This window comes from Azospirillum agricola (assembly GCF_020005195.1).
Lineage (GTDB): Bacteria > Pseudomonadota > Alphaproteobacteria > Azospirillales > Azospirillaceae > Azospirillum > Azospirillum agricola.
The window spans coordinates 147,501-172,582 of sequence record NZ_JAIFZR010000008.1; the positions used below are offsets into that span (position 1 = coordinate 147,501).

The window sequence follows — 25,082 nt, forward strand, 5'->3', positions numbered from 1 at the left end:
GTCGGCCATAGTGATCCGGTGGTTCCATGTGGACGGGCCATCGCTCAACGGATAAAAGGTACGCCGGGGATAACAGGCTGATGACGCCCAAGAGTCCATATCGACGGCGTCGTTTGGCACCTCGATGTCGGCTCATCACATCCTGGGGCTGGAGCAGGTCCCAAGGGTTCGGCTGTTCGCCGATTAAAGTGGTACGTGAGCTGGGTTTAGAACGTCGTGAGACAGTTCGGTCCCTATCTGCCGTGGGTGTAGGAGTTTTGCGAGGATCTGTCCCTAGTACGAGAGGACCGGGATGGACGCACCTCTGGTGCACCGGTTGTCACGCCAGTGGCATGGCCGGGTAGCTAAGTGCGGACGGGATAACCGCTGAAAGCATCTAAGCGGGAAACCCACCTCTAAACCAGACCTCCCTTGAGAGCCGTGACAGACCATCACGTCGATAGGAGGCGTGTGGAAGGGCGGCAACGCCCGAAGCTAAGCCTTACTAATCGCTCGATTGGCTTGATCCCTCACCGACAAAGCGCGCCGCGCGCAGCGGCAAGCCCGCTTCAAGCCCAGACGGCAAACGCCGTTTCGATCCTCAAAACACGTCACTTGCACGACAGCGCGAACGCGAAACGCTCCGGTTGGACGAGACGTCCGGTTCCTGTGCCTCGGTGACCTGGTGGTCATGGCGAGGTGACAAACACCCGATCCCATCCCGAACTCGGCCGTGAAAAGCCTCTGCGCCGATGGTACTGCGTCTTAAGGCGTGGGAGAGTAGGTCGCCGCCAGGTCTCCAAGGCACAGGGTCAAAACCAGACATCACAAAACTCTCCAAACCAAACGCTTCCGAAAACGCGCGCCATCTTCACGCACACCGGCAACCGCGGGGTGGAGCAGCCCGGTAGCTCGTCAGGCTCATAACCTGAAGGCCGCAGGTTCAAATCCTGCCCCCGCAACCACCGATACAGACACTCCCGAGCCCCCTGGGCCGGGAGTGTTCTGCTTTTGGGCCGTCCACTCCAGGATCGCGCCGAGTTCGCCGCACAGTGTCACGTCGAGCTGGCCGCGCTTCGGGCCGGGCGTCAGCGTGATCCGTTCGATCAGTCCGCGGATGGCACCGGCGGCCTCGTCGCGTTCTTCCGGGCGATTCAGCGCCTCGGACAGACGCGCCACCTTGCGGGCGTAAAGCTCCGCGACGTTCGGGTGAACGTCCGGCAGGTCCACCGGGACCTGGGCGAGGCGGGCGTTCAGCTCGTCCTCCCGCGCCTCCAACTCCCGCAGCCGCGTCACCAGGGTGCGGCTGCCGGCGCCGCTCTCGATCAGCGCCATGATGTCCTGGATGGCGCGGGCGACCTGGGCCAACTCCCGCCGCTCGGCCTCACCGGAGGCCCGGCGCGCGTGATTGAGCCGGTTGGTTTCCTCGACGTAGGCGCGGATCGCCTCGGCGGCGATGTCCGGCGCCATCAGCTTGTGCTTCAGACCGGCCAGCACGCGCTCTTCCAGGGCGGTGCGCGGGATGGTCCGGCTGTTGGCGCACGAGCCGTTCATGATGTGCTGGGAACAGCCGTAGCGGCCCTGGCCGCGCAGGACGTAGGGGCCGCCACAGCACCCGCAGACCAGCAGGCCGGACAGCAGCGAGCGGGGCCGGTGGGCGGCGTTGAGGGGGTTGGCCGCCCGCGTGGCGAAGGCGGCGCGCACGGCGGCGATGGGGCCGGCATGCGCGACCGCCAGCGCCTCCTGGCGGGTCTTGGCGGCGCGCCACAGCGCGTCGTCGATGATGCGCAACTCAGGAACCTTGGTGATGATCCAGGCGTCCGGCGGGTTGATCCGTGACACCCGCTTGCCGGTCGTCGGGTCCTTGACGTAGCGCTGCCGGTTCCACACCAGCCGGCCGATATAGAGCTCGTTGTTGAGGAAGCCGGTGCCGCGCTTGGCGTGGCCGCGCAGAGTGGAGTCGGTCCACAGCGTGCCGTCCGGGCCGGGAACACCCTCGTCGTTCAGGCGGCGCGCGATGGTGCGCGGGGAGATGCCGGCGGCGAAGTCGCGGAAGACGCGGCGGACCACGGCGGCCTGGGCCTCGTTGACGGTACGCTCGCCGCGCACGGGTTCGCCGTCGTTGCCGAGGCGCTTGACCACGTCATAGCCGTAGCACAGCCCACCACCGGCCTTGCCCTTCTCCACCCGGCCGCGCAGGCCGCGGTGCGTCTTGGCGGCAAGGTCCTTGAGGAATAGCGCGTTCATCGTGCCCTTGAGGCCGACGTGCAACTCGCTGATGTCGCCTTCGGCCAAGGTGACGAGGCGCAGACCGGCGAAGCGCAGGTGCTTGAACAGCGTCGCCACATCGGCCTGGTCGCGGGACACGCGGTCCAGGGCTTCGGCCAGCACCACGTCGAACCGGCCGCACCGGGCGTCGGCCAAAAGGGCTTGAATGCCGGGTCGCAGGACCATGCTGGCACCGGAGATAGCGGCATCGTGGTAGCAGGCGGCGACGGTCCAGCCTTCGCGTCCGACGTGTTCCCGGCAGATGCGGAACTGGTCCTCGATGGAGGCGGCGCTCTGATTGTCGGAGGAATAACGGGCGTAGAGGGCAACCCTGGTCATCGCTCGTCCGTCCCTGGTCAGGACCCGCCACTGTCCGGCGGGCGGTTGTCGTTGGCGGCGGTCAGCCGCTCGAAGGCGTCGCGGGCCATCTGCCGGCCCAGCAGGCGTGCCAGGATCAGCGCCGCCCGGTCGATCCGCGCTCCGGCGGCGGCGTTGTCGTTGGCCGCCGTCAGCGCGTCCGGGGTGGGGCTGTCGTCCTCGATCATGGCCGAACTCCGTGACGATGCTCTGCACGAAATCCGGAAATGAGCGCTCAGCCTCAAATCTTCAACAACGTATTAGAAATAATAACTGTATCGTATATCGTAGTCTAGAGCAAAATAGGAGAAAATAGGTGGTCTTGTCGTTGTGATGGATATTGGATAGTAGTGGAATTTTGTGGTTCGTCTGGTGTCGTGAAGGACCGATTACGATTCCAGAGTTCGGCGTGGTGCTGATTGGTGAAGCTCGCTCAAGGCGTTCTGCACCAATCGCCATTCCAACTCGTCCCGTTGCGTGGGATCAGCAACAGCCAAGGCCAGCGACAGCTTGGCGATGGTGCCGGCGACGCTCTGGGAGGGCAGGGCGAGGATACGGCGGCCGAGGTCGTCAAGGAACCGGTCAAGGGCATCCTGGCGTTCGGCGATGGCGTTCATGTCCTGCGTTTCAGGGGCATTCACCGTCACCGCCGTCTCCACAGCGTTCCAGCCGATGTCTCTCGCAAGGACCTGCTCCGCGCCGCTCCATTGGCCGCACAGGGCGTCGGCTTCCGCCATGGCCCGTTGCCATTCCTCCCAGAGCGCGGCGACGGGATCGCTCGTAGGAGCCATGGGCGGAGGCATCACCCCCGGAAGGGTGGCGATGCCCGCCAGGAGTGTACGCCGCGATAAGGTCGGTGGACTCTGGGCAAAACGAGAGGGTTTGCCGTCAGCCTGAGGCATGGCGCACCATTGTGATCGTATCTGATGTCAGCTATCATAGCTGATATTTGCTCAAAGTCAATCATGGAAGCTGACATTGGACATCACCGCTGAACAATGCCTCGGTGCGCGTGCGATGCTCCGCATGAAGCGAGAGGAGTTGGCGAAAGCGGCCGAGGTCGCGGTTGCTACACTTGCCGATTTCGAGACGGGACGGCGGACGCCGCACCATCGCACGCTTGCGGCGATCCGTGCAGCTTTGGAGACGGCCGGCATCGAGTTCATCCCTCAGAACGGCAATGGTCCGGGCGTCCGGCTGAAGCTGCGATGATCCTGAACAGCCAAGAGGATGGTTCACCGATGACGATTGATGATTCGGCACACCACCCAAGTGCCCCGCTGTGTTGGGATGTGGCTGATGACCAGCCATATCCTGCCTTGCTCGCTTGGATAGCCTCCGCCGGGCCGGAGGCGGGCGGTCAAGGGCGGCCGAAGGCCGTCGCGGCAGCGATGCGCCGCGTCCGCGGCGCACCCTTGAGGGCTCGACTCCGGTCTGGCTCTCCAACCTTCAAGCGAGCAAGGCCGGCTTTTGGGGCTGTGTCGTGCCGTTTACACCGGAATACCGAAGCCATTTCCGTATACGCGTTAAGCCATTGATTAACAAAGAAAAACGGACGTCCGTATTCGCTCTTTTATCTTGCTGAATAATTTCCCCACTCATCTTCGCCCATGTGTAGCAACATATTTGATGATCTATCGCTTTATACCAAACGATGATCCTCAACGCATCGGCGCCCCTGCTAACCGTCCGATGGTCTCCTCGTTTTTTGGGATAAACGCAAGGTCGCCCTTTACTTGCACGTGCGATACGGTAAGTTCCAGGTGAACAATACGGAAATTTAACGCAGTGATCCGGTCCATACACCCTTTTCCAGCTCGCATGGCACCCGAACTCGCCTTGGAGAAGCTCAACGAGCTACCGAGCACCGGCGTTGTGCTCGATCCAATGGCGGGTTCTGGCACGGTGTTGCGGCAGGCAACCGCTCTCGGTCATCAGGCGATTGGATTTGACATGGACCCGCTTGCCGTCCTTATGACGCGGGTGTGGACAACTGTGGTTGAGGACAGTCTAGTAGCGGAGCTAGCCAGGAAAGCAACGGCTCTCATTGATGGTTTGGCGCCCGACGACGCTCACCTTCCTTGGATGGATGAAGATGCCGAAACGACGGCCTTTGTCAATTTTTGGTTCGCCGAGCCACAGAAAAGTGAACTGCGCCGTATTGCTTACGTCTTGGAGCAGCTCGGCACCGAAGCGACAAGTCCCGAAGAGAGCCTTGCCCTTGATGTGCTGCGGATCGCATTCAGCCGGTTGATCATCACCAAGGATAAGGGGGCTTCATTAGCTCGTGACGTTTCCCATAGCCGGCCGCACAAGGTCGCTGATTCCAACGACTTTACTGTGCGTCCAATGTTTGAGCGCTCGATTGATGCAGTGCGGAAACGCTTGATTGACGCTCCTCCACCGGGTGGCGCTGCCATTGATCTCGGCGACGCCCGTTCGCTCGTTGGGCTAGCTAACGGCAGTGTCGATGCCGTCCTGACCTCGCCGCCGTATTTGAACGCGATTGACTACATGCGTGGACACCGCCTGTCGCTTGTGTGGCTCGGACACCGCCTAGGCGACCTACGGGCCATTCGTTCCAACAGTATTGGGAGTGAGCGCTCGCCCGATCACACCGATTCCAGTGCGGAGCTCGCCGCAATGCGCGCAGCAATGGGCGAACTCAGCGAGTTGCCGGCGAAGTTTGCTCGGATGATTGACCGCTACTTGCAGGACATTCGCCGCATGATTGCCGAGATTGCGCGCGTGCTGAAGGCCAGCGGCCGGGCGACTTTCGTCGTCGGCAACTCCTGTCTGCGCGGTATCTTCATCCGTAATTCGGCCGCCATCACTGTCGCTGCCCGTTTTGCTGGCCTGACGCTCACAGGCGAAACCGAGCGGCCCCTACCGACGCAAAGCCGCTACTTACCAATGACGAGCGTACCGCTTGGCAAGCGGATGCGAACTGAAACGATCTTGTCATTCGCTCGGATGTAACCTTCGTTACGTGGTGAGCGTAGCGCCTAGATTCTGAATGAACTGTAAGCTACCCTTGTACTTATAGAACAGCTTCGCTTTCCCCTCACTATTGTAGAAAACTTTTATATGGTGAACTGCGGTTGGGAATTTTTTGGGCTCAAGCTGGCTTTTGCCCATGAATCCCTTGTCTCGAGATATGGTGGCTTGATTGGCCGAATCGCCATAGGTCGCAATGGATGATGCGGTGTGGACGGCAAGCGTTCCCCCACCACCAGCCATCACCGCCCTAATGTAGTCAATCAGAAAACCGGGTAGTGCGTCATTGCCGATCTTCTTTCGGAGCTCATCAAGCGTCGCGGCACTCGTCTGGTTGCTTAGTACGATCTCATCGAGATCGGGCATATAGTTAAAGATGCCGAACGACATTTCGCCTTTATCGAGTGCAACGGTGGCCTTATCGATGCTCGGGTCGGAGGCGACCGCAACACGGCTGTCGCCGATCCAAACTGGCGAGCCGAGTTGGTCTTTAATGGTGGCAAGTGCCAAGCGGTGAAACACGAAACAGCGGTGCCAATCGGCATATAGCTGTGTGGGAATTGTCAGTTCAAAGTGCTCTAAATACGCTCCTCGTGCGCCAAACATACGCGCTCGCTGAATGTAAGTATCCTGCTGAAGCTTGTGCTGGACGTTTCGAGTGAAGAACATCGACAACAAGTTTGGGAAGGTGACACCACGCGACACGATGTTCCCGCCGATAATAATCGTAAATGGCGATGACGGCTCGGTAGCGTTGTCCCCGGCTGCTTTGCGATCTCGTTCGCTGTTAAGGACAACAAGACTGGCGCGTGAGGCGCTAGTGACGACGTAGCCGGTCAGGACATCGGGATCGGCCGCGGGATAGAGTTTTTGAGATGTTGCATAAACACGAGCCGCAAGCGTGGCAAACTCTTGACTATCACTCTCTGTCAGCGCATGAACTGCTTCCTCGATTGTAACCCGGTCGGCCTCATGATCAAGCTTCTTACCACTCGTGTGCACAAGCATCGTGTAATTCTTCTCCCTCTCGTTCACGACCTCATTGAGGTAAGCGACGGTCACGAGAAAGCGGACAAGCGCGTCACGTGCTTCCTGAGGGTTGCCTCCCTGCTGTAGGTAAGTCAACCGATAAGACACCTTTTTGTCGAGTGGGAAAAATATGTCTTGACCGGTATATTTAGCGTGCGGGGGGAAGTTCACCCATTTTTCAGTATCGTTCTGAAATGTATTGTTTAGATCTAGGCGCGCTGGTGTTGCAGTTACTCCAATATAAAATCCGTCTTCTCCAATAAGTTTACCAACTAGATCGTTGATTGGGGTTTTTGCCCCCTGATTTATCTTTGTATTGGGAGTGGCGTAGTCCGCCTCATCATCAATAACTACAGCTTTTCCTAGTCCTTTGATCCGGTCGATCAGTTTCTCAAGATCTCTCCCATTCTTTTTACAGAAAACAATAAGTTCTTGCGGCATCTGGTCGTCTGCCGTTTGCAGCAACTCGGTTGATGTACGGGGGGCGGGTGCAAGTCCCGATGCTTTAAAGCGGCGCAAATTCTGGGAAAGCAGATCAACACTATCATTTAAGAGATGAACGATAATCTTGTGTCCCTGGTCAAGGAGCTTAGCCGTAAGGCAGATCATCATCTCAGTTTTGCCGCTTTGCGGCTCGCCGTAGATGACGAGCGCTGATGTCTTCGCGGTTGTCAGATTCTTAACCGCACCGTTCACGGCCGTTTCGATGCAGTCAGTTTGGATATCATCACTTTGGAGCCGCTGTAGCTGCTTGGCATAGCGGTCCTTGAGCTTCGCTTTATCCTTGAATTTTGCCAAATCAAACAAGCTTGTCATAGGGGCTCCGACCTTTTCATAATCTGAATTGTGGTTACCGTAAGCTCAACTATACGCCATCGTTCGATCCGAACAGTCATCAGGCTGGTCATTCAAAAAGAGAGACGCGTACATATTGAGGCCTGGGTGGCGTCTCACTGGCTGTTATCTCATCCGATAAGTCGCTCCGAAGGCTAGCGGAAGCGCTACCAGGACCTTTTTTGTCAAATTTCACTGCCAGCGTTACCGCTTGGTTCCCGGCCAAAATTGCATTCACCAAGTCTCCTAATGTCGCGGATTGTTCAGGATCGCTACCGATCCAGCCCTTTGAGACCAAGGAAATAAAACCCGTATTATCGAAGTGACGCCCAGCGTTTTCGAAGGTAAGAATGCGGCCGCGTCGCGATCCTAGCGTGCAATCATGTCGTTCAAGTCGCTTCCAATATTCAAGTGGAAGATACATTCCGCGAATTAGATCAGGTTTGTCTGGCTCGAACACTACTCTCGGGCAAAATTTTAGATAGAATGGATTCTCGCAAAGCCGGAAGCCGTGAGGTTCCTTGCAGCGTGGCATTTTATTAATTAAATCAAGCACGCAATCTATTCTATCGACCTCTTTGTCTAGGTCGTTCTGAGGAAAACGAAACACTGCCCCCGATGTTTCGCGCTCCATCGCTTTATACTGGACGCAGACAAAGGATGCGTAGCTATGGTTATAATAAATTAGATCAACACCAATAGTTTCTTCTAATCTTTGGTGATTGGCGTGTAAGACAAATAGCTTCGCTGTATCGTTCTCGAATCTTACGGAACCAAACTTGGTTTGGTCTAATCGTTGAAAACCAGGTACTATCTGCATGTCGTTGATGATCATCGTATCTTCGCGGAGCGGCACTGCGCCCAGGCCGTCCAAAAAGGAGGCTGGGTATGTTGTAGTCGTCGGCCGCCAGTTGACGCCCGCCTCGCGCTCGCGGTCGTCAAAGCCTGCGATGCGCATCGCAACAGCTACCGTTTCATGCTCAAGTGCCATAATTTCGCGCGCATGATGGGATAGCTCGCCAATAACACGCTCGCGGATTGGAATAAGTGTGGCAATTGCGTCGCGTGTTGCAGGAGATATACGCGAGAGGGCTTCCTCTACCAAGGCCCAAGGCTTTGGCGCTATCAGCCCACCTTTCTGGAGTGTTGCCTGCATTCGGCTCTGAAGCGCGGACGGCAGAGCCGCCTCGAGTTCACTGATCGCGATAGGAGGCACAGAAATTGACTGGGTAAAATTGATACGATGCCGATTTGTCGCCGATGCCCGACCACGCTTCGCCCGTGCAATATGCGTAATGAGGCCGGGTTTGAGGGACAGCAATGCGATCAACCGGTCACGGCCGGGGTAGCGGAACGATGGCACTGATTCGGAAAACGACTCGCCGCCATTAGCGAAGACAGCAAGCTCGTCGGATCGCATTGGGGCTTGAATCACGAGCACGTAACCGCCAGTCCGAATCAACCTAGTCCCCCGATTGTGCAGCCAGATAATGTATCGCCGTCCAGGTTCTGGCTTATTCTAACCATAGAAGGCGCACTATGCACGTTTTTTAATCCATGAATGGGTTGTTCTGAACCTCCAGTGATCGGTTTTGGTGTTCTGTTCGTACCTGCTTTCCTCGGCATGGAGATTTGCTATTTGGGCAGCTCTCGACAATGATTAGAAAGAGAAGGAGTCTGTGCCGATAGCTGCTAAAGTACAAAAAAGCCCCCTGAGACGCAACTTCTGGAGACATTCTACAGCTGCGCAGTCCGCATCATTGGTATAAGATCGGCGCATGAAGCCGTTCGAGAGCATTCCTGGATACGTTAGCATTTCGGCTGAGGAACTCCCCGGCTTCATACAAGACGAGCAGGGTGATCCTGCGGAGACCCAAGAGCGGCTCCGTGCTGCTCTCACTAGGCGCGACATGCTGGCGATCCTTGCTAAGTCTGGTCAGCAGCTGCTCGTCGGTTTGCTGCTCGAACCAGAAGGGGGGGATGAACCGGAGATTCTCGACCAGCCCTCAGTTGAGCTTCTACAGGCTTATGTGCTTGCCTGGGGAACGGGCCAGCCTCTCCCGGCGTCGCCTAGCGGCATGGCCAAGCTGTGGCGGCTACTCGCCCGCGACCTTCGAGCGCGTCAAGGCCCTCCTCTTACGGAAGAGGCTGATAGCCTCGCGATGCTTGTACGAGAGACAAGGTTTCAGACCACTTACTACCGCAACATCTTCAATAGTGATGATGCGGCGGAGATCGTGCCCGCCCTGCTGTCTCGGGCCGACGCGATCTCACTCAAGGAGCTTGGCTTTCGACTGTCTGACATAGCGAGAGCGCTGTTTGGCATTCTGAATATGATTGTTGAGCGCTTTCAGCGGCATGCCGAGGTGCTGAGGGCACTTATCAACGGACATTTTGACGATGCCGACGTGAACGCGCTGTTTGCGGCAACTCCGCTTGCGGCCAAGCTTTGGGCTCGGTGCTCAAAGGTGGCGAGTTCACCTAAGGAACGGGGCTGGGTGGCGTTTCAAGTGGCTGAGATGGCCTGTGCTCCTTTGTTCTATCTCGAACGCGCCGAGCTTGACGACAGGTTCGGGCCGGAGATTACCAACGCCCTGTTCACGCTCAGCTTGGCGCCAGGAGCCCTTGTGACTGACGACCTCACAGGAGTTCACCTCGACAACCCTGTGTGGCGACGCCCCTTTGTCAAACTTGGTCCCGACACGCTCATGTTGCCGCTGCCGGGGCTCATTGTGAGCTTTCCTTTTGCTATCGCCGAGCAACTCATTCCTGGGGACGGAAAACTGCCCGCTGCCTACTCGTCGGCTCGTGCGAGTTATCTAGAAGACGAGGTTGAACGCCTTCTTCGGGAGGGGTTGCCTTCCGCTAGCGTGCACCGGGGAGTTAAGTGGACTGACCCGGCTACCGGCAAAACGTGGGAACACGATGTCGTAGCGGTCCTCGGCAACCATGTGGTCGTATTCGAAGCCAAGGCGGGACGCCTCAAGGATGCCGCTCGCCGTGGCGGCACAGCGAGCCTTATCAAAAACTTCCGCGAGTTGTTCGTTGCGCCGGGCATTCAAGCGCGGCGCTTATACGACCTGTTGGCCACTGGACCGACAGTGGCGGGCATGCTCCGTGACCGGGGCGGCCACGTTCTGCCGATTAATTACGATACGCCAACAATTGTTTCTATGTTTGGTGCGTGCATTGAGCACTTGGCTGCACTAAGCAGTTCCCGCCACCGTTACGTCGAATTGCAATTGGCTGAATCCGGCACGCCTTGGACGCCCATATTGTCATTGGGCGAGCTGCGTATGTTGTCAACTTTCTTAGACACCGAGGTGTCTTTCTTCCACTATCTGACGAGACGTGCGTCGATTGACGACGTAATGACGTTCTCCGCTGACGAGCAGGATTTGCTTTCAATGTATTTAACAAACGGTTTGGCTGTAGATGGAGTGGGTTTGGCGGGTGCGAAGGTTTTCATGCATCGGGCTGACGCTGCTGTCCGTGGCCGGCCGCCGGTTCCAGGCGTTCGGACCCGCTTTGAGAGCATCGGCGTTTTCCTTGCGCCATGGTGGCGCCTTGTTGCGAAGGAAATCTATGAAGATGCGAGCGCCAGACACCGCTTCGATATGCTCGAGGTTCTTCTTAATCAACGCCCTGATGTGCTTACCGGAATCGAACGCAGGATCAGGAGGTGGCGTTCGGGTGCAGGACTAGGCGGCGGGAATACGGTGTCGGCGCGTGCAGAGATCGGCGACAGAGTATTTATGGTCGCGGTCCATATGGCAAAGGCTCTCCCTCAGGATGACAGGGAGTGGAGAGATACTGCTCGAGCGATTGCGAGCGACTTAAATATCAAGTTTAACGTAACAGATTGTTTGATTTTGCTCCGATGGCGTAAATCAAAAGAGATGTCATACGATGGCATCTCATTCTTTCGCTTTCCGCGAAAGGAAAAGTATGTGCATTAGATATACTTTAATGCAGAGGTGACAAGGAGAAACTCGTTTCGCCAAGCCGTTGAGTCCGCTGTCCGGATAGGGACAAGCGAGGTTTTACGGTGCGGGAAGGAGCAGCCGAGTGGCTTGGTCGGCTTCACGAGCGGGTGGCTAAATCACAACGGCCAGTAATTGTCTCCCTCGGCCATTGCGGGCCCCCGCAACCATAAAAAAAGCCCGCTAACTCAAGTGGTTAGCGGGCTTCCGTTTGTCCACGATTTCGCCTCCGAAACGGCTTCGTGGCAGCGTCGTGGAAGCGCCAGGACGGAAACTCCCGGATAGGTTCGGCGGCCTGACATGCGTAAAATGGTGGGCAGTATCTCTCTGAGCGCATGGGCTGAAACGGGAAAATCTTTCGAGGGAGCGGGGGAATAGCCGCTCGCCGCTTCTCATCAACCCGTGCTCCAGCACGCAGTCATGCCCGTGAGGGAGGACACCGGGTGATGTCCGGTCCAGCATTGGCCGGGGAAGCATCCGGTGCACCAAAGGGCAGCGCAGTCCCATCGGGCCAAGTCAGAAGATGGCTTCGGCAAACGGTGCAGTCGCTGCTGCCGAACCCTGGGACTGGAGCCGGCAGGGCGGCGAGGCGAGTGACCAGTGCACATTCGTCGCCATCGGGAAAGACCCAGCAGCCGAGCACGGTTCCTGCCGTGGTCAGCCGATCAATGTGCCAGCGGACGTTCTTGTCCCGGCGCATGTGGCGGCTGATGCGGGCGCGTATTCCACCTGGACCGCGGGCGCTGCCGCAGTACAGGTACTGTCCCGGCGGCAGAACGGTCTTGGCCCGGCCGGGCAGGGCGACCTCCACCGCTTCCGTCAGCCGGACGAGCAGAACGTAGGCCCCGGCGACGGCAGGGGCCGCTTCCCCCGTGTGGTGGAAGTGAGGACTGTGCACGGTCATCATCAGCGGCACTTCACCGTGGCGGGTGGGAGACGTCAACCGGAATGCGGCCAGTTCTTCTCGTGGTCGGGGAACAGCCTGTCCGGAATGCCTTTTTCCTGCGAATCCAGAGTCAGGCGACGTGTCCCAAAGCCGAGGTTGTTCTTGGATCATCATTCGTGAGGTGCTGAGGGATCCGCTCTCAGTGGCCGCTGCGGAAAAGTCCTAAAGTTGCGATGCCTCCCGGCGCCCCCCTGTGTCCGCCTCTCCTGACCTGGGGCGGTGCAGGTGTCGGAGAAAGGGAGAGGGCTGCGGAGGAGACCGCGACGGGCTGACAGGCTGGGGGAGAGTCCTCCGGCGGGTCCGTCGTGGAGACCACGCCATGCCCGACGCCTCACGCACCGTCCGCTCCGCCGGTGAGCGCGCCAGCCTGTACAGCGAGATCACCGCCCGGATCATCGATGAACTGGAAGCCGGCCGGCTGCCCTGGGTGCAGCCCTGGGGTGGAACCGACACCGCCGCCCTCGGCCTTCCCCGCAGCGCCGCCTCCGGCCGCAGCTACAGCGGCATCAACGTGCTGATCCTTTGGGGGGCCGTCTTCGCCGGCGGTTTCTCCGGTCAGACATGGCTGACCTAGGTCGCGTCCCGGTGAGTGGTGTCCGAACGTGAGGCTGGCCCGCCGGAGCGCTCCCCCCTAGCTGGCGCAGGCGGGCCAGCCGTTCGGAAGCAGGCGGTCACCGTGTGTCTTCGGTAAGTTGAGGTTGCTTGACGACCATCAACTGTGACGGAGACCACGATGACCGAGGACAGGATCGCTCTTCAGGACCTGATTGGGAAGAGCGCCGACGCTGACTTCCTGCGCGAGATGGTCGGTTTCGCCGCCCAGCGGCTGATGGAACTGGAGGTCGAAACCTTGTGCGGCGCCGGTTACGGCGAGCGCACGGACGAGCGGCAGACCAAGCGCAACGGGTATCGCGAGCGGAGCTGGGAAACCCGCGCCGGGGCCATCGACCTTCGGATCCCCAAGCTTCGGCGCGGCTCCTACTTCCCGGCCTTCCTGGAGCCACGGCGCACGGCGGAGAAGGTGCTGGTCGCGGTGATCCAGGAGGCCTACGTGCAGGGCATCTCGACGCGCAACGTCGATGACTTGGTCAAGGCGATGGGCATGACCGGCATCTCGAAGAGCCAGGTCAGCCGCCTGTGCCAGGACATCGACGAGCGCGTCCAGGCGTTTTTGAACCGGCCGCTGGAGGGTGACTGGCCCTTTGTGTGGCTGGACGCCACCTATGTCAAAGTGCGCCAGGACGGCCGCATCGTCTCGGTTGCCGCCATACTCGCCATCGGCGTCACCACCGATGGCCGGCGCGAGGTGCTGGGGCTCGGTCTCGGGCTGTCGGAAGCCGAAATCTTCTGGAGCGAGTTCCTGCGCTCCTTGACGCGCCGGGGGCTGCGCGGAGTGAAACTGGTGATCGCCGATGCTCATCTCGGGCTGAAGGCCGCCGCTTCCAAGGTGCTGGGCGCGACACTCCAACGGTGTCGTGTTCATTGCATGAGGAACCTCCTGGCCTGCGTCGGCAAGGCGCACCAGACGATGGTCGCCGCCACCATCCGCACCGCCTTTGCCCAGGAGACCGCCCAGGCCGCCCACGAGCAGTGGCGACACGTCGCCGACAGCCTGCGGCCGCGCTTCTCCAAACTGGCCGCCTTGATGGACGAGGCCGAGTTCGACGTGCTGGCCTACATGGCCTATCCCAAGGACCTGCGCACCAAGCTGCACTCCACCAACCCCTTGGAACGCCTGAACGGCGAGATCAAGCGGCGCACCAATGTCGTCGGCATCTTCCCATGCGAAGCCGCCGTCACCCGACTGGTCGGCGCCCTGCTGCTGGAGCAACATGACGAGTGGGCTGTATGCCGACGCTACATGACCATGGAAAGCTTGGCCGTGCTGTGCAACCCTGCGGGCGACCCGCTTGTCATCTCAGCGGAGTAAACCGGCAGCCTCAGCGCGCCGAGGAACACGAAGCCTCCTCAGACACCACACCCCGGGGCACGATCGACGATCGGCTGCTACGTCACTTCGTCCTTTCGCGTTCAGCCAACAGGAGACCATGATGCCATCACCCATCGGAGCCGGAACGATCAGGCTTGGCAGTTGTACCATCAAGCGCATCGGCTACGGTGCGATGCAGCTTGCTGGGCCCAACGCCTTCGGGCCCCCCCGGGATCGCAACGCGGCATTGGCCGTCCTGCGCGAAGCCATCGGGATGGGCGTCGATCACATCGACACCAGCGACTATTACGGTCCACATGTCACCAACGAGTTGATCCGTGAAGCTCTGTATCCCTATCCCGACGATCTTCTGCTCGTGACTAAGGTGGGGGCGAAACGCGGAGAGGATGGGTCATGGAAGCCGGCCGCGCACCCGGATGAGCTGCGAAGCGCGGTGTATGATAATTTGCGCCGACTGCGGCTCGATAGGCTTGAGGTGGTCAATTTCCGGCTCATGCTCAATGAGAGCCTGCCGGCTGAGGGATCGATCGAGGGGCCGTTGTCCGTTCTGGCGGAGCTTCAGCAACGAGGGTTGATCCGGCACATCGGGATCAGCAACGTGACATTGACGCAGGTGCGCGAGGCGCGTCGCCTGATTCCCATTGCCTGCGTGCAAAACAAGTTCAACCTTGCCCATCGTGGAGACGATGGCTTGATCGCCGAACTCGCGCGTGATGATATCCCTTACGTGCCCTTCTACCCGCTGAGTGGCTTTTCAGATCGTCAGGCCGCCGTGCTCAACGATGTTGCTACCGGCTTAAATGCAACAGCGATGCAGGTGGCATTGGCTTGGTTGCTAGAGTCTGTCTGTTTGTGTCTGAATCGGAGATGGGGATTCCCGAGGGAGCGGATGTGTGATTCAACGGGTTGACTGATTTGGGAGATCAACCCTGATGGCACGTCCGTTGTCTCTGGATCTTCGTGAGCGGATTGCGGCGGCGTTGGCGAGTGGCCTGACGACCCGCGCGGTGGCGCAGCAGTTCAGCGTCTCAGTTGCGACGGCAGTGCGGATCGGTCAGAAGCAACGTGCCGGACAAGGGCTTGAGCCGGGCAAGATGGGCGGTCATCGTCCCTTCGTGCTGGGGCCGGAGGCGGTGGATTGGCTGCGCGAGCGGCTGGCTGAGAAGGGCGACCTGACGATCCGGGCGCTGACGGCGGAGTTGGCGGAACGCGGCACAGTGGTGACGCCGGACACCGTCTGGCGATGCGTGCGCCGGTTGGGCCTCAGCTTCAAAAAAAACGCTGCTGGCCAAGGAGCAGGATGGGACGAAGCTGGCTCGCTTCCGAGCGCGCTGGAAAGCCCACCAGCATAAGATCGATCCCAAGCGCCTGGTCTTCATCGACGAGACCTGGGTGAAGACCAACATGACCCGCACCCGGGGTTGGTGTGCGCAGGGCCAGCCTTACCTCGCCAAAGTTCCCCACGGCCATTGGAAGACGCTGACTTTCCTGGCAGGCCTGCGTCACGACAGGATCGTGGCTCCTCTGGTCCTGGATGGGCCGATCAACGGGACCATGTTTACGGCCTGGGTCGAGCAATTCCTGGTGCCCACCCTGGCACCGGGCGATGTCGTCGTTCTCGACAACCTGGGCAGTCACAAAGGAGCCGCGGCGCGCAACGCCATACGGAATGTCGGCGCCCATCTGCTCTTCCTGCCGCCCTACAGTCCTGATCTCAATCCCATCGAGATGATGTTCGCAAAGCTCAAAACCTTGGTCCGGAAAGCCGAGGAAAGGACGATCGAAGCCGTATGGCGGCGCATCGGAAACCTGCTGGAGCACTTCCAGCCTCACGAGTGCGCCGCATATATCCGACATGCAGGATACGATCCTACTTAAATCAGACAGACTCTAAGGCATTCGCCCAACATTGTGCTGATTCCCGGAACATCATCGGTCATTCACCTTCATCAAAACCTTGAGGCAGCAAACCTGGCGCTTCCAGCGGAGGGAGCGGCTGTTCTTGATGGCTTGGGCACCAGCTAGGCGTATCCACCCTCTGGCGAATGCGATACCGGGGGTGCAATCTCGACGAAATTTGAGCCGCCCGACGATGAACGGTTGGTTTTGCCAATAATCAGATCGAGCCTCACATCAAGATCGAGGGCGGTGCTGATGGCTCCGATGGCCTTAATGCGCTCCACCGCCGCTAATGGATTTCGCGTCACCTTCCATAAGGATCCCGTGGTCGATCGTTGGAGAAACCGAGCAACGCCGCCGAACGCGCAGTAGCCCGGCGCGCTCCAGCGTCGCCGGATGGGCGACGTCGCCGCGGTCGGCCCGTTCGGTCCGGCTTGGATGAGCAGGCGGAACACGGCAAAGCGGGTATCCTGGGCGAAAGCGGCACGGGCTTCGATGGCGTTCTTCGGTTCCCTGATTCGCCACCATTCGAATTGTGGATGAAAGCGAGCGGTCTCTTCATCGGCTGCCTTGCCAGCCACCGAGGGAGGTTCGGAAATCATCCGTTGCCCCGGTGCCGGCGATCTGCTACCCGTTGGAGCATGCTGCACCGCGCCACGCCGCCTTGACCGTTCCGCTTTGAGAGCCCGCCCCCGTCCGGGGCCGCTCGGGACGTCCGCAGCTTTTCCATCCCCCTTGTGATCGAGACGCCCTCCGGTTCCGCGCCGGAGCCGCTGTCACCTGCCATCAAAGAGCCTCATGACCCTCGATCTGACCCGTCTCCGCCAGGAGTGGTTCGGCAACCCGCGCGGTGATCTGCTCGCCGGCCTTGTCGTCGCCCTGGCTCTCATCCCCGAAGCCATCGCCTTCTCCATCATCGCCGGCGTCGATCCCAAGATCGGGCTCTACGCCTCCTTCTCGATCGCGGTGATCACCGCCATCGCCGGCGGCCGGCCCGCGATGATCTCCGCCGCCACCGCCGCCACCGCGGTCCTGATGGTCACGCTGGTCAAGGAGCACGGGCTCCAGTACCTGCTCGCCGCCACCGTGCTGGCCGGCGTGCTGCAGGTCGGCTGCGGCCTGCTGAGGCTCGGTGCGCTCATGCGCTTCGTCTCGAAATCGGTGATGACCGGCTTCGTCAACGCGCTCGCCATCCTGATCTTCCTGGCGCAGCTGCCGGAGCTGATCGGGGTGCCGCCGCTGACCTACGTCATGGTCGCCGGCGGTCTCGCCATCATCTACCTGCTGCCCCGCATCACCAGGGCGGTGCCGTCGCCGCTGGTCTGCATCATCGTGCTGACCGCCCTGTCACTGGCGCTCGGCCTCGACCTGCGCACCGTCGGCGACATGGGCGAGCTGCCGTCCACCCTGCCGGTCTTTCTGCTGCCCGACGTGCCGCTGACCGTCGAGACGCTGCGGATCATCCTGCCCTATTCGGCCGGCATCGCCGTCGTCGGCCTGCTCGAATCGCTGATGACAGCGGCCATCGTCGATGAGCTGACCGACACGCCGAGCGACAAGAACCGGGAGTGCGTCGGCCAGGGCATCGCCAATTTCGCCACCGGCTTCATCGGCGGCATGGCCGGCTGCGCGATGATCGGCCAGTCGGTGATCAACGTGAAGTCGGGCGGGCGTGGCCGGCTCTCGACCTTCTGCGCCGGCGTCTTCCTGCTGTTCCTGATCGTCGTGCTCGGCGACTGGGTCAAGCGCATCCCCATGGCGGCGCTGGTCGCGATCATGATCATGGTGTCGATCGGCACCTTCAGCTGGGTGTCGCTGAGGAACCTGCGGACCCACCCGCGCAGCTCCAGCGCGGTCATGCTGGCCACCGTCGCCGGGGTCGTCCTCACCCACAACCTCGCCATCGGCGTGCTGATCGGCGTGCTGCTGTCGGGGATCTTCTTCGCCGGGAAGGTCGCCCGGCTGTTCCGGGTCACCTCAACCCTGTCGGCCGATGGCGCCGCCCGGACCTACCGCGTCGAGGGGCAGCTGTTCTTCGCCTCGGCCGATGACTTCACCGCGGCCTTCGATTTCAAGGAGGCGCTGGACACCGTCACCATCGATGTCAGCCGCGCCCACATCTGGGACCTCTCCAGTGTCGCCGCCCTTGACACGGTGGTGCTGAAGTTCCGCCGCGAGGGCGCCGAGGTCGACATCGTCGGCCTGAACCAAGCCAGCGAGACCATCGTCGACCGGCTTGCCATGCACGACAAGCCCGGCGCCCTGGAGCGCCCGGCCGGCGGGCATTGAGGGAGGAACACCAATGAAGACCGTGCTGACCCTGATCGACGGATCGCTCCACACCCCAGGCGTCTGCGACCACGCCGCCTGGGCGGCCCAGCGGCTGGAGGCCCCCGTCGAGCTGGTCCACGCGCTGGGCCGCCGCGAGGGGCTGGCCGCTCCGGCCGACTTCACCGGCAGCCTCGACGCCGACGCGCGCGACACCCTGCTCGACGAATTGAGCCAACTGGACGCGCAGACGGCGAAGCTGGCCCACCGGCGCGGGCGGCTCATCCTCGATGCCGGCAGGGCCCGGCTGCTGGAGGACGGCGTGGGCGAGGTGGTGCCGGCGCTGCGCAACGGCGACGTGGTCGAGGCCGTCGCGGATCGCGAAGCCGACGCCCGCCTCGTCGTGATCGGGAAGCGCGGGGAGGCCGCGGACGCCGCCAAGCCGCATGGGCTCCAACCTGGAGCGCGTCGTCCGCGCCTCGCACAAGCCCGTTCTGGTGGCATCCCGTGCCTTCCTGCCGATCGAACGCTTTCTGATCGCCTTCGACGGCGGGCCGAGCGCCGCCAAGGCGGTCGAGCAGATCGCCCGGAGCCCGCTGCTGCGCGGCCTGGACTGCCGGTTGCTGACGGTCGGGACGGAGACGGACGAGGCGCGGCAGCGCCTCGATGCGGCGGCCGACCGGCTGCGGCACGCCGGCTTCACGGTCGAGGCCGGCTTCGAAGCCGGGCTGCCCGACGACACCATCGCCCGCGCGGTCGAGCAGGGCGGTGCCGGCCTGCTGGTGATGGGCGCCTACGGCCATTCCCGGATCCGCAGCCTGATCGTCGGCAGCACGACCACCGCGATGGTCCGCTCCTGCCGCATCCCCGTGCTGCTGATCCGCTGACCGTCGCGCCCCGGCGCCGTCCCATTCCCTGGAGGACACGAAGCGTGAATTTTCCCAGCGTTGCCCAATACCCCTACGCGATGGTCGTCAACGTCGTCACGATCTGGAGTGACAACACGCGCACGCAAGGTTCCGGCGTGCTCGTGGGGCGGAACGACGTGCTGACCGCGGCCCACAACGTCAAGGGCGTCGGCAAGCGGGTGGTCGACGTCGACGTCTACACCGCCTACGACCGCGGCAGCCATTCGCCGGCCTCCTTCACCTCCGGCCAGATCAAGATCAACTACTACAACATCAACTTCGCGCCGCCGGCGATCACGCAGGACCAGGCGGCGTGGGACATGGCGGTGATCGGGCTTTCGAAGCCGATCGGCGACACCGTCGGCTATCTGGAATGGAGCGCCAACGCGCCGGCCGGCGTGTATCAAGCCGTCGGCTATCCGGTCGAGCACAATGGCCGCCTCGTGTCCGACGCCGGATACATGGCCATCGGTGCCCACGATATCTTCGACATCAGCAAAATCTACAACGCTCCGGGCAGCAGCGGCGGCCCGATCCTCGACGGCCGCAACCGGGTGGTCGGCGTGATCTCCTCCTACAACTGGGCTGCCCGGATCGATCGGGAAGGCGACAGCCTTGCCGCCTGGATCCGGGACAACGACTTCATCATCGAGGCGGGCGGAACGGTCGTCGCCGGCGCGAAGGCGTTCGATCCCTGGAGCTACATCGCCTTCAACCCGGATGTCTTCGCCGCCTACGGTTCCGACCTGAAGAGCCTCGTCAACCACTACACCACCAGCGGCCGGACCGAGGGCCGCCAGGCCAGCGGCTTCGATCCGTGGTCCTACGCGGCGTCGAACCCCGACCTGTTCGCCGCCTTCGGCACCGACCCGCAGAAACTGGCCGTTCATTACGCCAACGCCGGCCGCGACGAAGGGCGAACGATGGCGGCGTTCGATCCCCTGGCCTACGCGGCGGCGAATCCCGACCTCTTTCTCGCGTATGGAACCGATACGGGTGCTCTGACGAACCATTACATCACTCACGGCCGCAACGAAGGCCGGCTGCAGGGTTCGTTCGATCCGGAAGCCTATGCGGCATTCAACCCCGATCTCTTCGCGGCCTTCGGCGCGGATAGCAAACCTCTGATCGCCCATTACATCGCGTTCGGGCGGGACGAGGGCCGGCAGAGCACGGGCTTCGATCCGCTGTCCTACGCGGCCGTAAATCCGGACCTCCTCGCGGCTTTCGGCACCGACGTGAAGGCGCTGATCGGTCATTACGTCGCGTTCGGGCGCAACGAAGGCCGCCTGACCGGCTACGAGCCGCCGGCGGTGGCGGCCGGGAGCGGAGCCGCCGCCATGAGTCTGGCGGGCGACCATGAAAGCGGCGTTGGACCGTCGCCCGCCCTGGCTGCCGATGCGGTGACGTTGGCCATGGACACGGGATGGTCGTGGCCGACCTTGCAAGACGGCGCCCAGGCGCCCCTCACCCTGGGGACGTGGTCATCGCCTGGGGAGCCGCTGGCCAGTGGAGTTGGGAATGTGTCCACGGGCAGTCCCTGGATAGCCGGTTCCACCTCGATGCCCTTGGTCGGCGTTTTGGCGTGAGGCCGCCCGAAACGCAGCGCTGGAAGCGGCCGGCTGGCCCATGGCCGTGCCGCAACGGCTTGAAGGCCTTCATTGGAACGGCGGCAGGCGGCTTGTGAAGGCTGCTCACTTACTTGGGGCACTCCTGTGACGATCTGGGAGATGGGAATGGCGTACAAAACCGACACCGTGGCGGCCCTGGGTCGCGCGCTCCGGGAGCGGCTCGACCGGGCGTCACGAGTTGGCCATGACTGGCGTGCCCTCCAAGCCGACGATCGGGGTGACTTAAGCCTTGAGGCCATCCCCCTGATTTTGCTCGGGGCCGGCTCCGTCATGGCACGGCTCTTCGTTCGGCACGCGCTGGAGCATTTGACGGTCATCGGCGTCGTCGACAATGTCCACGCCGGCACTGTCCAGGATGGGCGAACCATTTTGGACGATGCGGGACTGCGCGAGTTGTTGCGGCGCGAACCCGGGGCCGTCGAGGTGATGTGCTGCAACTCGGATGATGCGGTGGCGCATTTCCAGGGGGTGTGGTGCTCATCGGGGCGGCCGCTGCTGTCGCTGTTCGAGGCGATGCGCTTGGTGGGGCAACTCGACCCGGGCATGATGGGCACGGCCGCGCAAATCGGCGGTCTGCTGGACCGCGAAGTGCCGTGGCGCGGGTTTGCCGACGCCGACAGCCACCGGTGCTTCCTGGCGGTCCTGCTCTACCGCCTGACCTGGGACGCTCGCTGGCTTGATCCGGTTCGCCGGCCGTACCGGGATATGTATTTCTTCACCGATGCGCTCAGTGTCGGCGAGGATGTGTATCGGCGTGGGGTTCTGACGCCGATCGGCACGGGAGCGTGTTGATAATAATGGAAACCAAGGGGACCCAACCGCGTGCTGTTTCACAGCCAGCTGGAGCGTCAGGGCATCCCAACCAAAACCGGAGCCCGGACCTGGGCCCCATCGAGCGTCAAAGCCCTCCTCGACCGAGCCTGGGAGCAGGGCTTGCTTCACCCTACCGAGGACAAGACCTGACACGTGTCCAATCCGCAGGGCCTGAGCTTCCCCCGCGCGCGTGGACACCGGATTATGCAGCCCGAAGCTCGGCCTACTCTGGGGTGATGTAGCCGAGGGCTGAGTGCAGCCGTTGGCGATTGTAGTAGCCTTCGATGTAGGCGAACAGGTCCCGCTAGGCGGCCTCGCGGGTGGGATACCGCTGGTGGTGGACCAACTCCGACTTGGCCGTTCCGAAGAAGCTCTCCATGGGGGCGTTGTCCCAGCAGTTCCCCTTGCGGCTCATGGATTGGACGATGCCGTGATCCTTCAAGGCTTTGCGGTACTCCGCCGCGGCGTACTGGCTGCCGCGGTCGGAGTGGTGCAGCAGGCCGGGGGTGGGGCGCTGACGCTGGACCGCCATGCTCAGCGCCGCCAGCGGCAACTCGGTGCGCAGGTGATCGCGCATCGCCCAGCCCACCGCCTTACGGCTGAACAGGTCCAGGATCACTGCCAGGTACAGCCAACCCTCGTCGGTCGGCACGTAGGTGATGTCGGTGAGCCAGACCTGGTTCGGCGCGGCGGGCGAGAAGTTGCGGTCCAGCAGGTTGGGGGCGACTGGCAGGGCGTGGTTGCTGTCGGTGGTGCAGACGCGGTAGGCGCGAGGACGCTGGGCTCGAATGCCATGACGGTGGTGCATGAGGCGTTCGACCCGTCCGCGGCTGACGGTTCGGCCCTGCGCCCGCAAGGCGGCATGAATGCGCGGGGCTCCATAGCGCTTGCGATGGTGGTCATGCAGGCGCTGGATGTCGGCGAGCAACTGCCGGTTCGCGGCCTTGCGTGCGCTCTCCGGCCGAGACCGCCAAGCATAGTAGCCGGATGGCGACACGCCGAGGGCATCACAGAGCACCCGGACCGGGTATTCGTCGCGGCGGTCCTCAATGATCCGGAACCTCATTTCAGAGGCTCCGAGAAAATGCTCACAGTTTTTTTAATATGTCCCGTTCCATCCGCACGCGATCAAGCTCTCTCTTCAGTCGAGCGATTTCCACCGACGGATCGCCGGCGGACAGGGGGGCCGCCGCCTGCTTGCTGGGCAGCCGCGGCGGCCCCCCTGTCCCGGGAACCCGCCGCCGCCAGTTGCGCAGCATCGAGGGCTGGATACCCAGTTCCTTCGCAACGTGCTCCAAGGGCCGGCCGCTGCTCTCCAGCAGGGCCACCGCCTCCCCCTTGAACTCCTCCGTGAAGAAGCGTCGTTTCGTCGTCATCGTCCAACCTCTCCGCTCCCAGCGGGAGCTTAGCAGAGGTGTCCACCAATTCGGAGGAGGGTCACCGGTCGCCTCCACAGTGTCAGCGGACAGACGCAGCAGGCCGACCATGATGTGAGCCAGCATCGACTTTCCGGCGCCGTTAGGCCGATCAGCGCCACCCGCTCACCGGAATGATCCCCTTAAGTTGTTCTGTTGTCAAAGTAGCGTGCCGGCGTCGTTCCAAGCGCCTTTTTAAACATGATAATGAACGATGTCGCAGACTCATATCCGAGAGCGTCCGATACCTGCTGTACTGACGATCCTCCCGAAAGCTGAGCGAGGGCAACAAGCAAGTGGAGTTGTTGACGCCATCTGCCGAACGTCATTCCGGTTTCTCGGACTATGAGACGAGCGAGTGTCCGTTCACTTATCGCGATACGGCGCCCCCATTCAGCCAGTGTAGTGCGGTCAGACGGATCGGCAGTGAGCGCGTCTTGGAGCTGCTTCAGCTTCGGGTGAGACGAGACAGGAAGCTGGAGGCCCCCCGTCGACATCTTCTCAAGCTCTCTCAGGAGAACCTGTATGAAGCGCAAAGCGTGCTCATCGGCATTGCTATCGTCATAGGGTTGGTCGGCCAAGTGCAGGATCATCTCCCTTACCAGTGGCGTGATCTCCAATGTGGAACACTGGGTCGGCAAACAGGCAGCGTTCGGCTGGACGAACAGAAAGCACATCCGAGAGTTGGCAGTTGCCAAGCTATGATGTGGAACGCCGGCTGGAATCCAGACCGCGCGCCCTGGAGGCACCATCCATATCGAGCCAGGAACGTGACAGGTTACCGCTCCGCAGAGCGCGAGAATGAGTTGACCGCTCTCATGCTCATGCACGGGAATTTCGCTTCGATTATCTGTGACGGCTACATGTAGCGCTGCTGCCGGATTTCGAAGTTCTACAGCCACGAAGCCATTGCGGACAGGCATTGTGGACTCCCCTTCGAATGTCAGTTTTCCGATATCAATCGGCATTTCAGAACGTATACCGCCACAGGAGCGCCACCTATAGTGAATTTCCGACACCGAACACATCCGTTAGAGAATCCATGACGTCGAGCACATCCGTACCGAAGACAGCCCTGTCGATTGTCCCTTTTCTACTGTTGGCGGCGAACCTGCGGCCCGCGCTGACCAGCGTCGGCCCTCTCATCGGGTCCATCCAGGATGCGACCGGCCTTTCGGTCACGGCTGCGGGTGTACTCAATAGTCTCCCACTTCTGGCATTCGCCGCTTTCGCACCGTTGGCCCATCTCGGCCGACGCTTGGGAATGGAGCGCACGCTGGTGGGCGCTCTTTTCCTGCTTTTCGTCGGCATCCTCTTCCGCTCATCGGGATCGGCGTTTGGGCTATTTGCTGGTTCCATATGCCTCGCCGCCGGCATTGCTGTCGGAAACATCCTCGTCCCAGGGATCATCAAGCGGGACTATCCTGAGCGCGTAAAAGCGCTGACAGCGATCTATGCGGTGACCTTAGGCTTGAGCGCGGCGATAGCGTCTGGCCTTGCGGTCCCGCTTGCTGCATGGCTACCGGGGGGCTGGCAGGCGGCTTTGGCGATCTGAGCGGTGCCCGCGCTGGTCGCTGCGCTTGCATGGATGCCGATCGCCCTACGCAAGAGCAGGGCTGTTTCATGCGATCATACGGCGGTGGCCATACCAGTTTGGCGTTCTCGGCTGGCTTGGTTCGTCACCGGTTACATGGGAATGCAGTCGCTCTACTTCTATGTTGCGATCGCTTGGCTTCCCACCGTGTTCCAGAGCCATGGCCATAGTCCCGCAGAAGGTCGCGTCCCGGTGAGTGGTGTCCGAACG

20 protein-coding genes, 1 tRNA gene, 2 rRNA genes and 2 pseudogenes (1 of these 25 only partly in view) are annotated in these 25,082 nt (G+C 61.4%); 16 read left to right on the plus strand and 9 right to left on the minus strand.

The features are described from left to right. From JN22_RS32975 to JN22_RS32985, 3 genes are all read left to right on the plus strand, one after another. A 23S ribosomal RNA gene (locus JN22_RS32975) occupies positions 1-509 on the plus strand; it begins 2,234 nt to the left of the window's first position. 151 nt (positions 510-660) lie between these two features. Beyond that, positions 661-776 (plus strand): 5S ribosomal RNA (rrf, locus tag JN22_RS32980). A 91-nt stretch (positions 777-867) separates the two neighbouring features. Next, positions 868-944 (plus strand) — tRNA-Met (locus tag JN22_RS32985). Here the strand turns inward: JN22_RS32985 and JN22_RS32990 are convergent. The 3 genes from JN22_RS32990 to JN22_RS33000 all read right to left on the minus strand — a co-directional run bounded on the left by JN22_RS32990 (position 901) and on the right by JN22_RS33000 (position 3,341). Continuing rightward, on the minus strand, positions 901-2,586 hold the full coding sequence (locus tag JN22_RS32990; RefSeq protein ID WP_085558422.1) for a recombinase family protein: 1,686 nt from the start codon (positions 2,584-2,586) through the stop codon (positions 901-903). The two genes, JN22_RS32985 and JN22_RS32990, sit on opposite strands and share 44 nt — an antisense overlap. Positions 2,587-2,603: 17 nt before the next feature. Then, positions 2,604-2,792: a hypothetical protein gene (locus JN22_RS32995; protein ID WP_085558142.1), complete on the minus strand. Its 189-nt coding sequence runs from the start codon at positions 2,790-2,792 to the stop codon at positions 2,604-2,606. A gap of 201 nt (positions 2,793-2,993) precedes the next feature. Next, on the minus strand, positions 2,994-3,341 hold the full coding sequence (locus JN22_RS33000) for a hypothetical protein (RefSeq protein WP_085558143.1): 348 nt from the start codon (positions 3,339-3,341) through the stop codon (positions 2,994-2,996). Between the two features lie 241 nt (positions 3,342-3,582). Between JN22_RS33000 and JN22_RS33005 the strand changes: the two genes are divergently transcribed. After that, positions 3,583-3,816, plus strand: a complete 234-nt coding sequence (locus tag JN22_RS33005) for a helix-turn-helix transcriptional regulator (RefSeq protein WP_085558144.1) — start codon at positions 3,583-3,585, stop codon at positions 3,814-3,816. 627 nt (positions 3,817-4,443) lie between these two features. Beyond that, positions 4,444-5,583 (plus strand): class I SAM-dependent methyltransferase, encoded by a 1,140-nt coding sequence (locus JN22_RS33010; protein ID WP_211099740.1) that lies wholly within the window; start codon positions 4,444-4,446, stop codon positions 5,581-5,583. 6 nt (positions 5,584-5,589) lie between these two features. Here JN22_RS33010 and JN22_RS33015 read toward each other — a convergent pair whose 3' ends face one another. Together JN22_RS33015 and JN22_RS33020 are read right to left on the minus strand one after the other, a co-directional pair. Further along, positions 5,590-7,446 (minus strand): Z1 domain-containing protein, encoded by a 1,857-nt coding sequence (locus tag JN22_RS33015; protein WP_085558146.1) that lies wholly within the window; start codon positions 7,444-7,446, stop codon positions 5,590-5,592. 88 nt (positions 7,447-7,534) lie between these two features. Then, entirely contained in the window at positions 7,535-8,905 is a 1,371-nt protein-coding gene (locus JN22_RS33020; protein ID WP_143269010.1) for a hypothetical protein, read from the minus strand. Positions 8,906-9,242: 337 nt separating this feature from the next. On the opposite strand from JN22_RS33020, the gene JN22_RS33025 reads away from it, so the two are divergent. Beyond that, positions 9,243-11,423, plus strand: coding sequence for a hypothetical protein (locus tag JN22_RS33025; RefSeq protein ID WP_143269011.1), 2,181 nt, complete (start codon positions 9,243-9,245; stop codon positions 11,421-11,423). A gap of 442 nt (positions 11,424-11,865) precedes the next feature. Here the strand turns inward: JN22_RS33025 and JN22_RS33030 are convergent, their stop codons facing one another. Next, positions 11,866-12,507, minus strand: a complete 642-nt coding sequence (locus JN22_RS33030) for a GIY-YIG nuclease family protein (protein WP_317852918.1) — start codon at positions 12,505-12,507, stop codon at positions 11,866-11,868. Between the two features lie 205 nt (positions 12,508-12,712). On the opposite strand from JN22_RS33030, the gene JN22_RS33035 reads away from it, so the two are divergent. The 4 genes from JN22_RS33035 to JN22_RS33050 all read left to right on the plus strand — a co-directional run bounded on the left by JN22_RS33035 (position 12,713) and on the right by JN22_RS33050 (position 16,222). Further along, entirely contained in the window at positions 12,713-12,967 is a 255-nt protein-coding gene (locus tag JN22_RS33035; protein WP_449658090.1) for an ArdC-like ssDNA-binding domain-containing protein, read from the plus strand. A gap of 159 nt (positions 12,968-13,126) precedes the next feature. Next, complete coding sequence (locus JN22_RS33040) at positions 13,127-14,323, plus strand: IS256 family transposase (RefSeq protein ID WP_085557946.1); 1,197 nt, start codon at positions 13,127-13,129, stop codon at positions 14,321-14,323. A gap of 118 nt (positions 14,324-14,441) precedes the next feature. Then, a complete protein-coding gene (locus JN22_RS33045; RefSeq protein WP_317852943.1) occupies positions 14,442-15,254 on the plus strand; it encodes an oxidoreductase in 813 nt (270 codons plus the stop codon). A 22-nt stretch (positions 15,255-15,276) separates the two neighbouring features. Next, positions 15,277-16,222, plus strand: a protein-coding gene (locus JN22_RS33050) for an IS630 family transposase (RefSeq protein ID WP_143268068.1) whose coding sequence is annotated in 2 segments (ribosomal slippage) — positions 15,277-15,615 and positions 15,617-16,222 — 945 coding nt in all. Because the reading frame shifts where the segments join, the coding sequence is not laid out codon by codon here. 143 nt (positions 16,223-16,365) lie between these two features. Here JN22_RS33050 and JN22_RS33055 read toward each other — a convergent pair. Then, positions 16,366-16,845, minus strand: a complete 480-nt coding sequence (locus JN22_RS33055; protein ID WP_179166340.1) for a hypothetical protein — start codon at positions 16,843-16,845, stop codon at positions 16,366-16,368. 196 nt (positions 16,846-17,041) lie between these two features. On the opposite strand from JN22_RS33055, the gene JN22_RS33060 reads away from it, so the two are divergent. From JN22_RS33060 to JN22_RS33080, 5 genes and pseudogenes are all read left to right on the plus strand, one after another. Beyond that, positions 17,042-18,532 (plus strand): SulP family inorganic anion transporter, encoded by a 1,491-nt coding sequence (locus tag JN22_RS33060; RefSeq protein WP_085558147.1) that lies wholly within the window; start codon positions 17,042-17,044, stop codon positions 18,530-18,532. A 13-nt stretch (positions 18,533-18,545) separates the two neighbouring features. Further along, positions 18,546-18,716, plus strand: a pseudogene (locus JN22_RS35085) (universal stress protein); the annotation flags it as partial. A gap of 241 nt (positions 18,717-18,957) precedes the next feature. Next, complete coding sequence (locus JN22_RS33070; RefSeq protein ID WP_223678048.1) at positions 18,958-19,398, plus strand: universal stress protein; 441 nt, start codon at positions 18,958-18,960, stop codon at positions 19,396-19,398. A 44-nt stretch (positions 19,399-19,442) separates the two neighbouring features. Then, complete coding sequence (locus JN22_RS33075; RefSeq protein ID WP_143269012.1) at positions 19,443-21,008, plus strand: trypsin-like serine peptidase; 1,566 nt, start codon at positions 19,443-19,445, stop codon at positions 21,006-21,008. Between the two features lie 147 nt (positions 21,009-21,155). Next, entirely contained in the window at positions 21,156-21,842 is a 687-nt protein-coding gene (locus tag JN22_RS33080) for a hypothetical protein (protein WP_143269013.1), read from the plus strand. A gap of 244 nt (positions 21,843-22,086) precedes the next feature. Here JN22_RS33080 and JN22_RS33085 read toward each other — a convergent pair. Both JN22_RS33085 and JN22_RS33090 read right to left on the minus strand, forming a co-directional pair. Next, a pseudogene (locus tag JN22_RS33085) lies at positions 22,087-23,239 on the minus strand (IS3 family transposase). Between the two features lie 182 nt (positions 23,240-23,421). After that, on the minus strand, positions 23,422-24,306 hold the full coding sequence (locus JN22_RS33090) for an AraC family transcriptional regulator (RefSeq protein WP_317852944.1): 885 nt from the start codon (positions 24,304-24,306) through the stop codon (positions 23,422-23,424). Positions 24,307-24,320: 14 nt separating this feature from the next. On the opposite strand from JN22_RS33090, the gene JN22_RS33095 reads away from it, so the two are divergent. Next, positions 24,321-24,833 carry an MFS transporter gene (locus JN22_RS33095; protein WP_143269014.1) on the plus strand — a complete coding sequence of 171 codons (513 nt, stop codon included), beginning with the start codon at positions 24,321-24,323 and terminating at the stop codon, positions 24,831-24,833. Positions 24,834-25,082 lie beyond the last annotated feature (249 nt).

Coding starts and splice junctions, on each gene's coding strand:
- JN22_RS32990 (WP_085558422.1), bottom strand. CDS start 2,586: ATGACCAGGGTTGCCCTCTACGCCCGTTATTCCTCCGACAATCAGAGC.
- JN22_RS32995 (WP_085558142.1), bottom strand. CDS start 2,792: ATGATCGAGGACGACAGCCCCACCCCGGACGCGCTGACGGCGGCCAAC.
- JN22_RS33000 (WP_085558143.1), bottom strand. CDS start 3,341: ATGGCGGAAGCCGACGCCCTGTGCGGCCAATGGAGCGGCGCGGAGCAG.
- JN22_RS33015 (WP_085558146.1), bottom strand. CDS start 7,446: ATGACAAGCTTGTTTGATTTGGCAAAATTCAAGGATAAAGCGAAGCTC.
- JN22_RS33025 (WP_143269011.1), top strand. CDS start 9,243: ATGAAGCCGTTCGAGAGCATTCCTGGATACGTTAGCATTTCGGCTGAG.
- JN22_RS33030 (WP_317852918.1), bottom strand. CDS start 12,507: ATGATGATCCAAGAACAACCTCGGCTTTGGGACACGTCGCCTGACTCT.
- JN22_RS33035 (WP_449658090.1), top strand. CDS start 12,713: ATGCCCGACGCCTCACGCACCGTCCGCTCCGCCGGTGAGCGCGCCAGC.
- JN22_RS33040 (WP_085557946.1), top strand. CDS start 13,127: ATGACCGAGGACAGGATCGCTCTTCAGGACCTGATTGGGAAGAGCGCC.
- JN22_RS33045 (WP_317852943.1), top strand. CDS start 14,442: ATGATGCCATCACCCATCGGAGCCGGAACGATCAGGCTTGGCAGTTGT.
- JN22_RS33055 (WP_179166340.1), bottom strand. CDS start 16,845: ATGATTTCCGAACCTCCCTCGGTGGCTGGCAAGGCAGCCGATGAAGAG.
- JN22_RS33060 (WP_085558147.1), top strand. CDS start 17,042: ATGACCCTCGATCTGACCCGTCTCCGCCAGGAGTGGTTCGGCAACCCG.
- JN22_RS33070 (WP_223678048.1), top strand. CDS start 18,958: ATGGGCTCCAACCTGGAGCGCGTCGTCCGCGCCTCGCACAAGCCCGTT.
- JN22_RS33080 (WP_143269013.1), top strand. CDS start 21,156: ATGGCGTACAAAACCGACACCGTGGCGGCCCTGGGTCGCGCGCTCCGG.
- JN22_RS33090 (WP_317852944.1), bottom strand. CDS start 24,306: ATGTGTTCGGTGTCGGAAATTCACTATAGGTGGCGCTCCTGTGGCGGT.
- JN22_RS33095 (WP_143269014.1), top strand. CDS start 24,321: ATGACGTCGAGCACATCCGTACCGAAGACAGCCCTGTCGATTGTCCCT.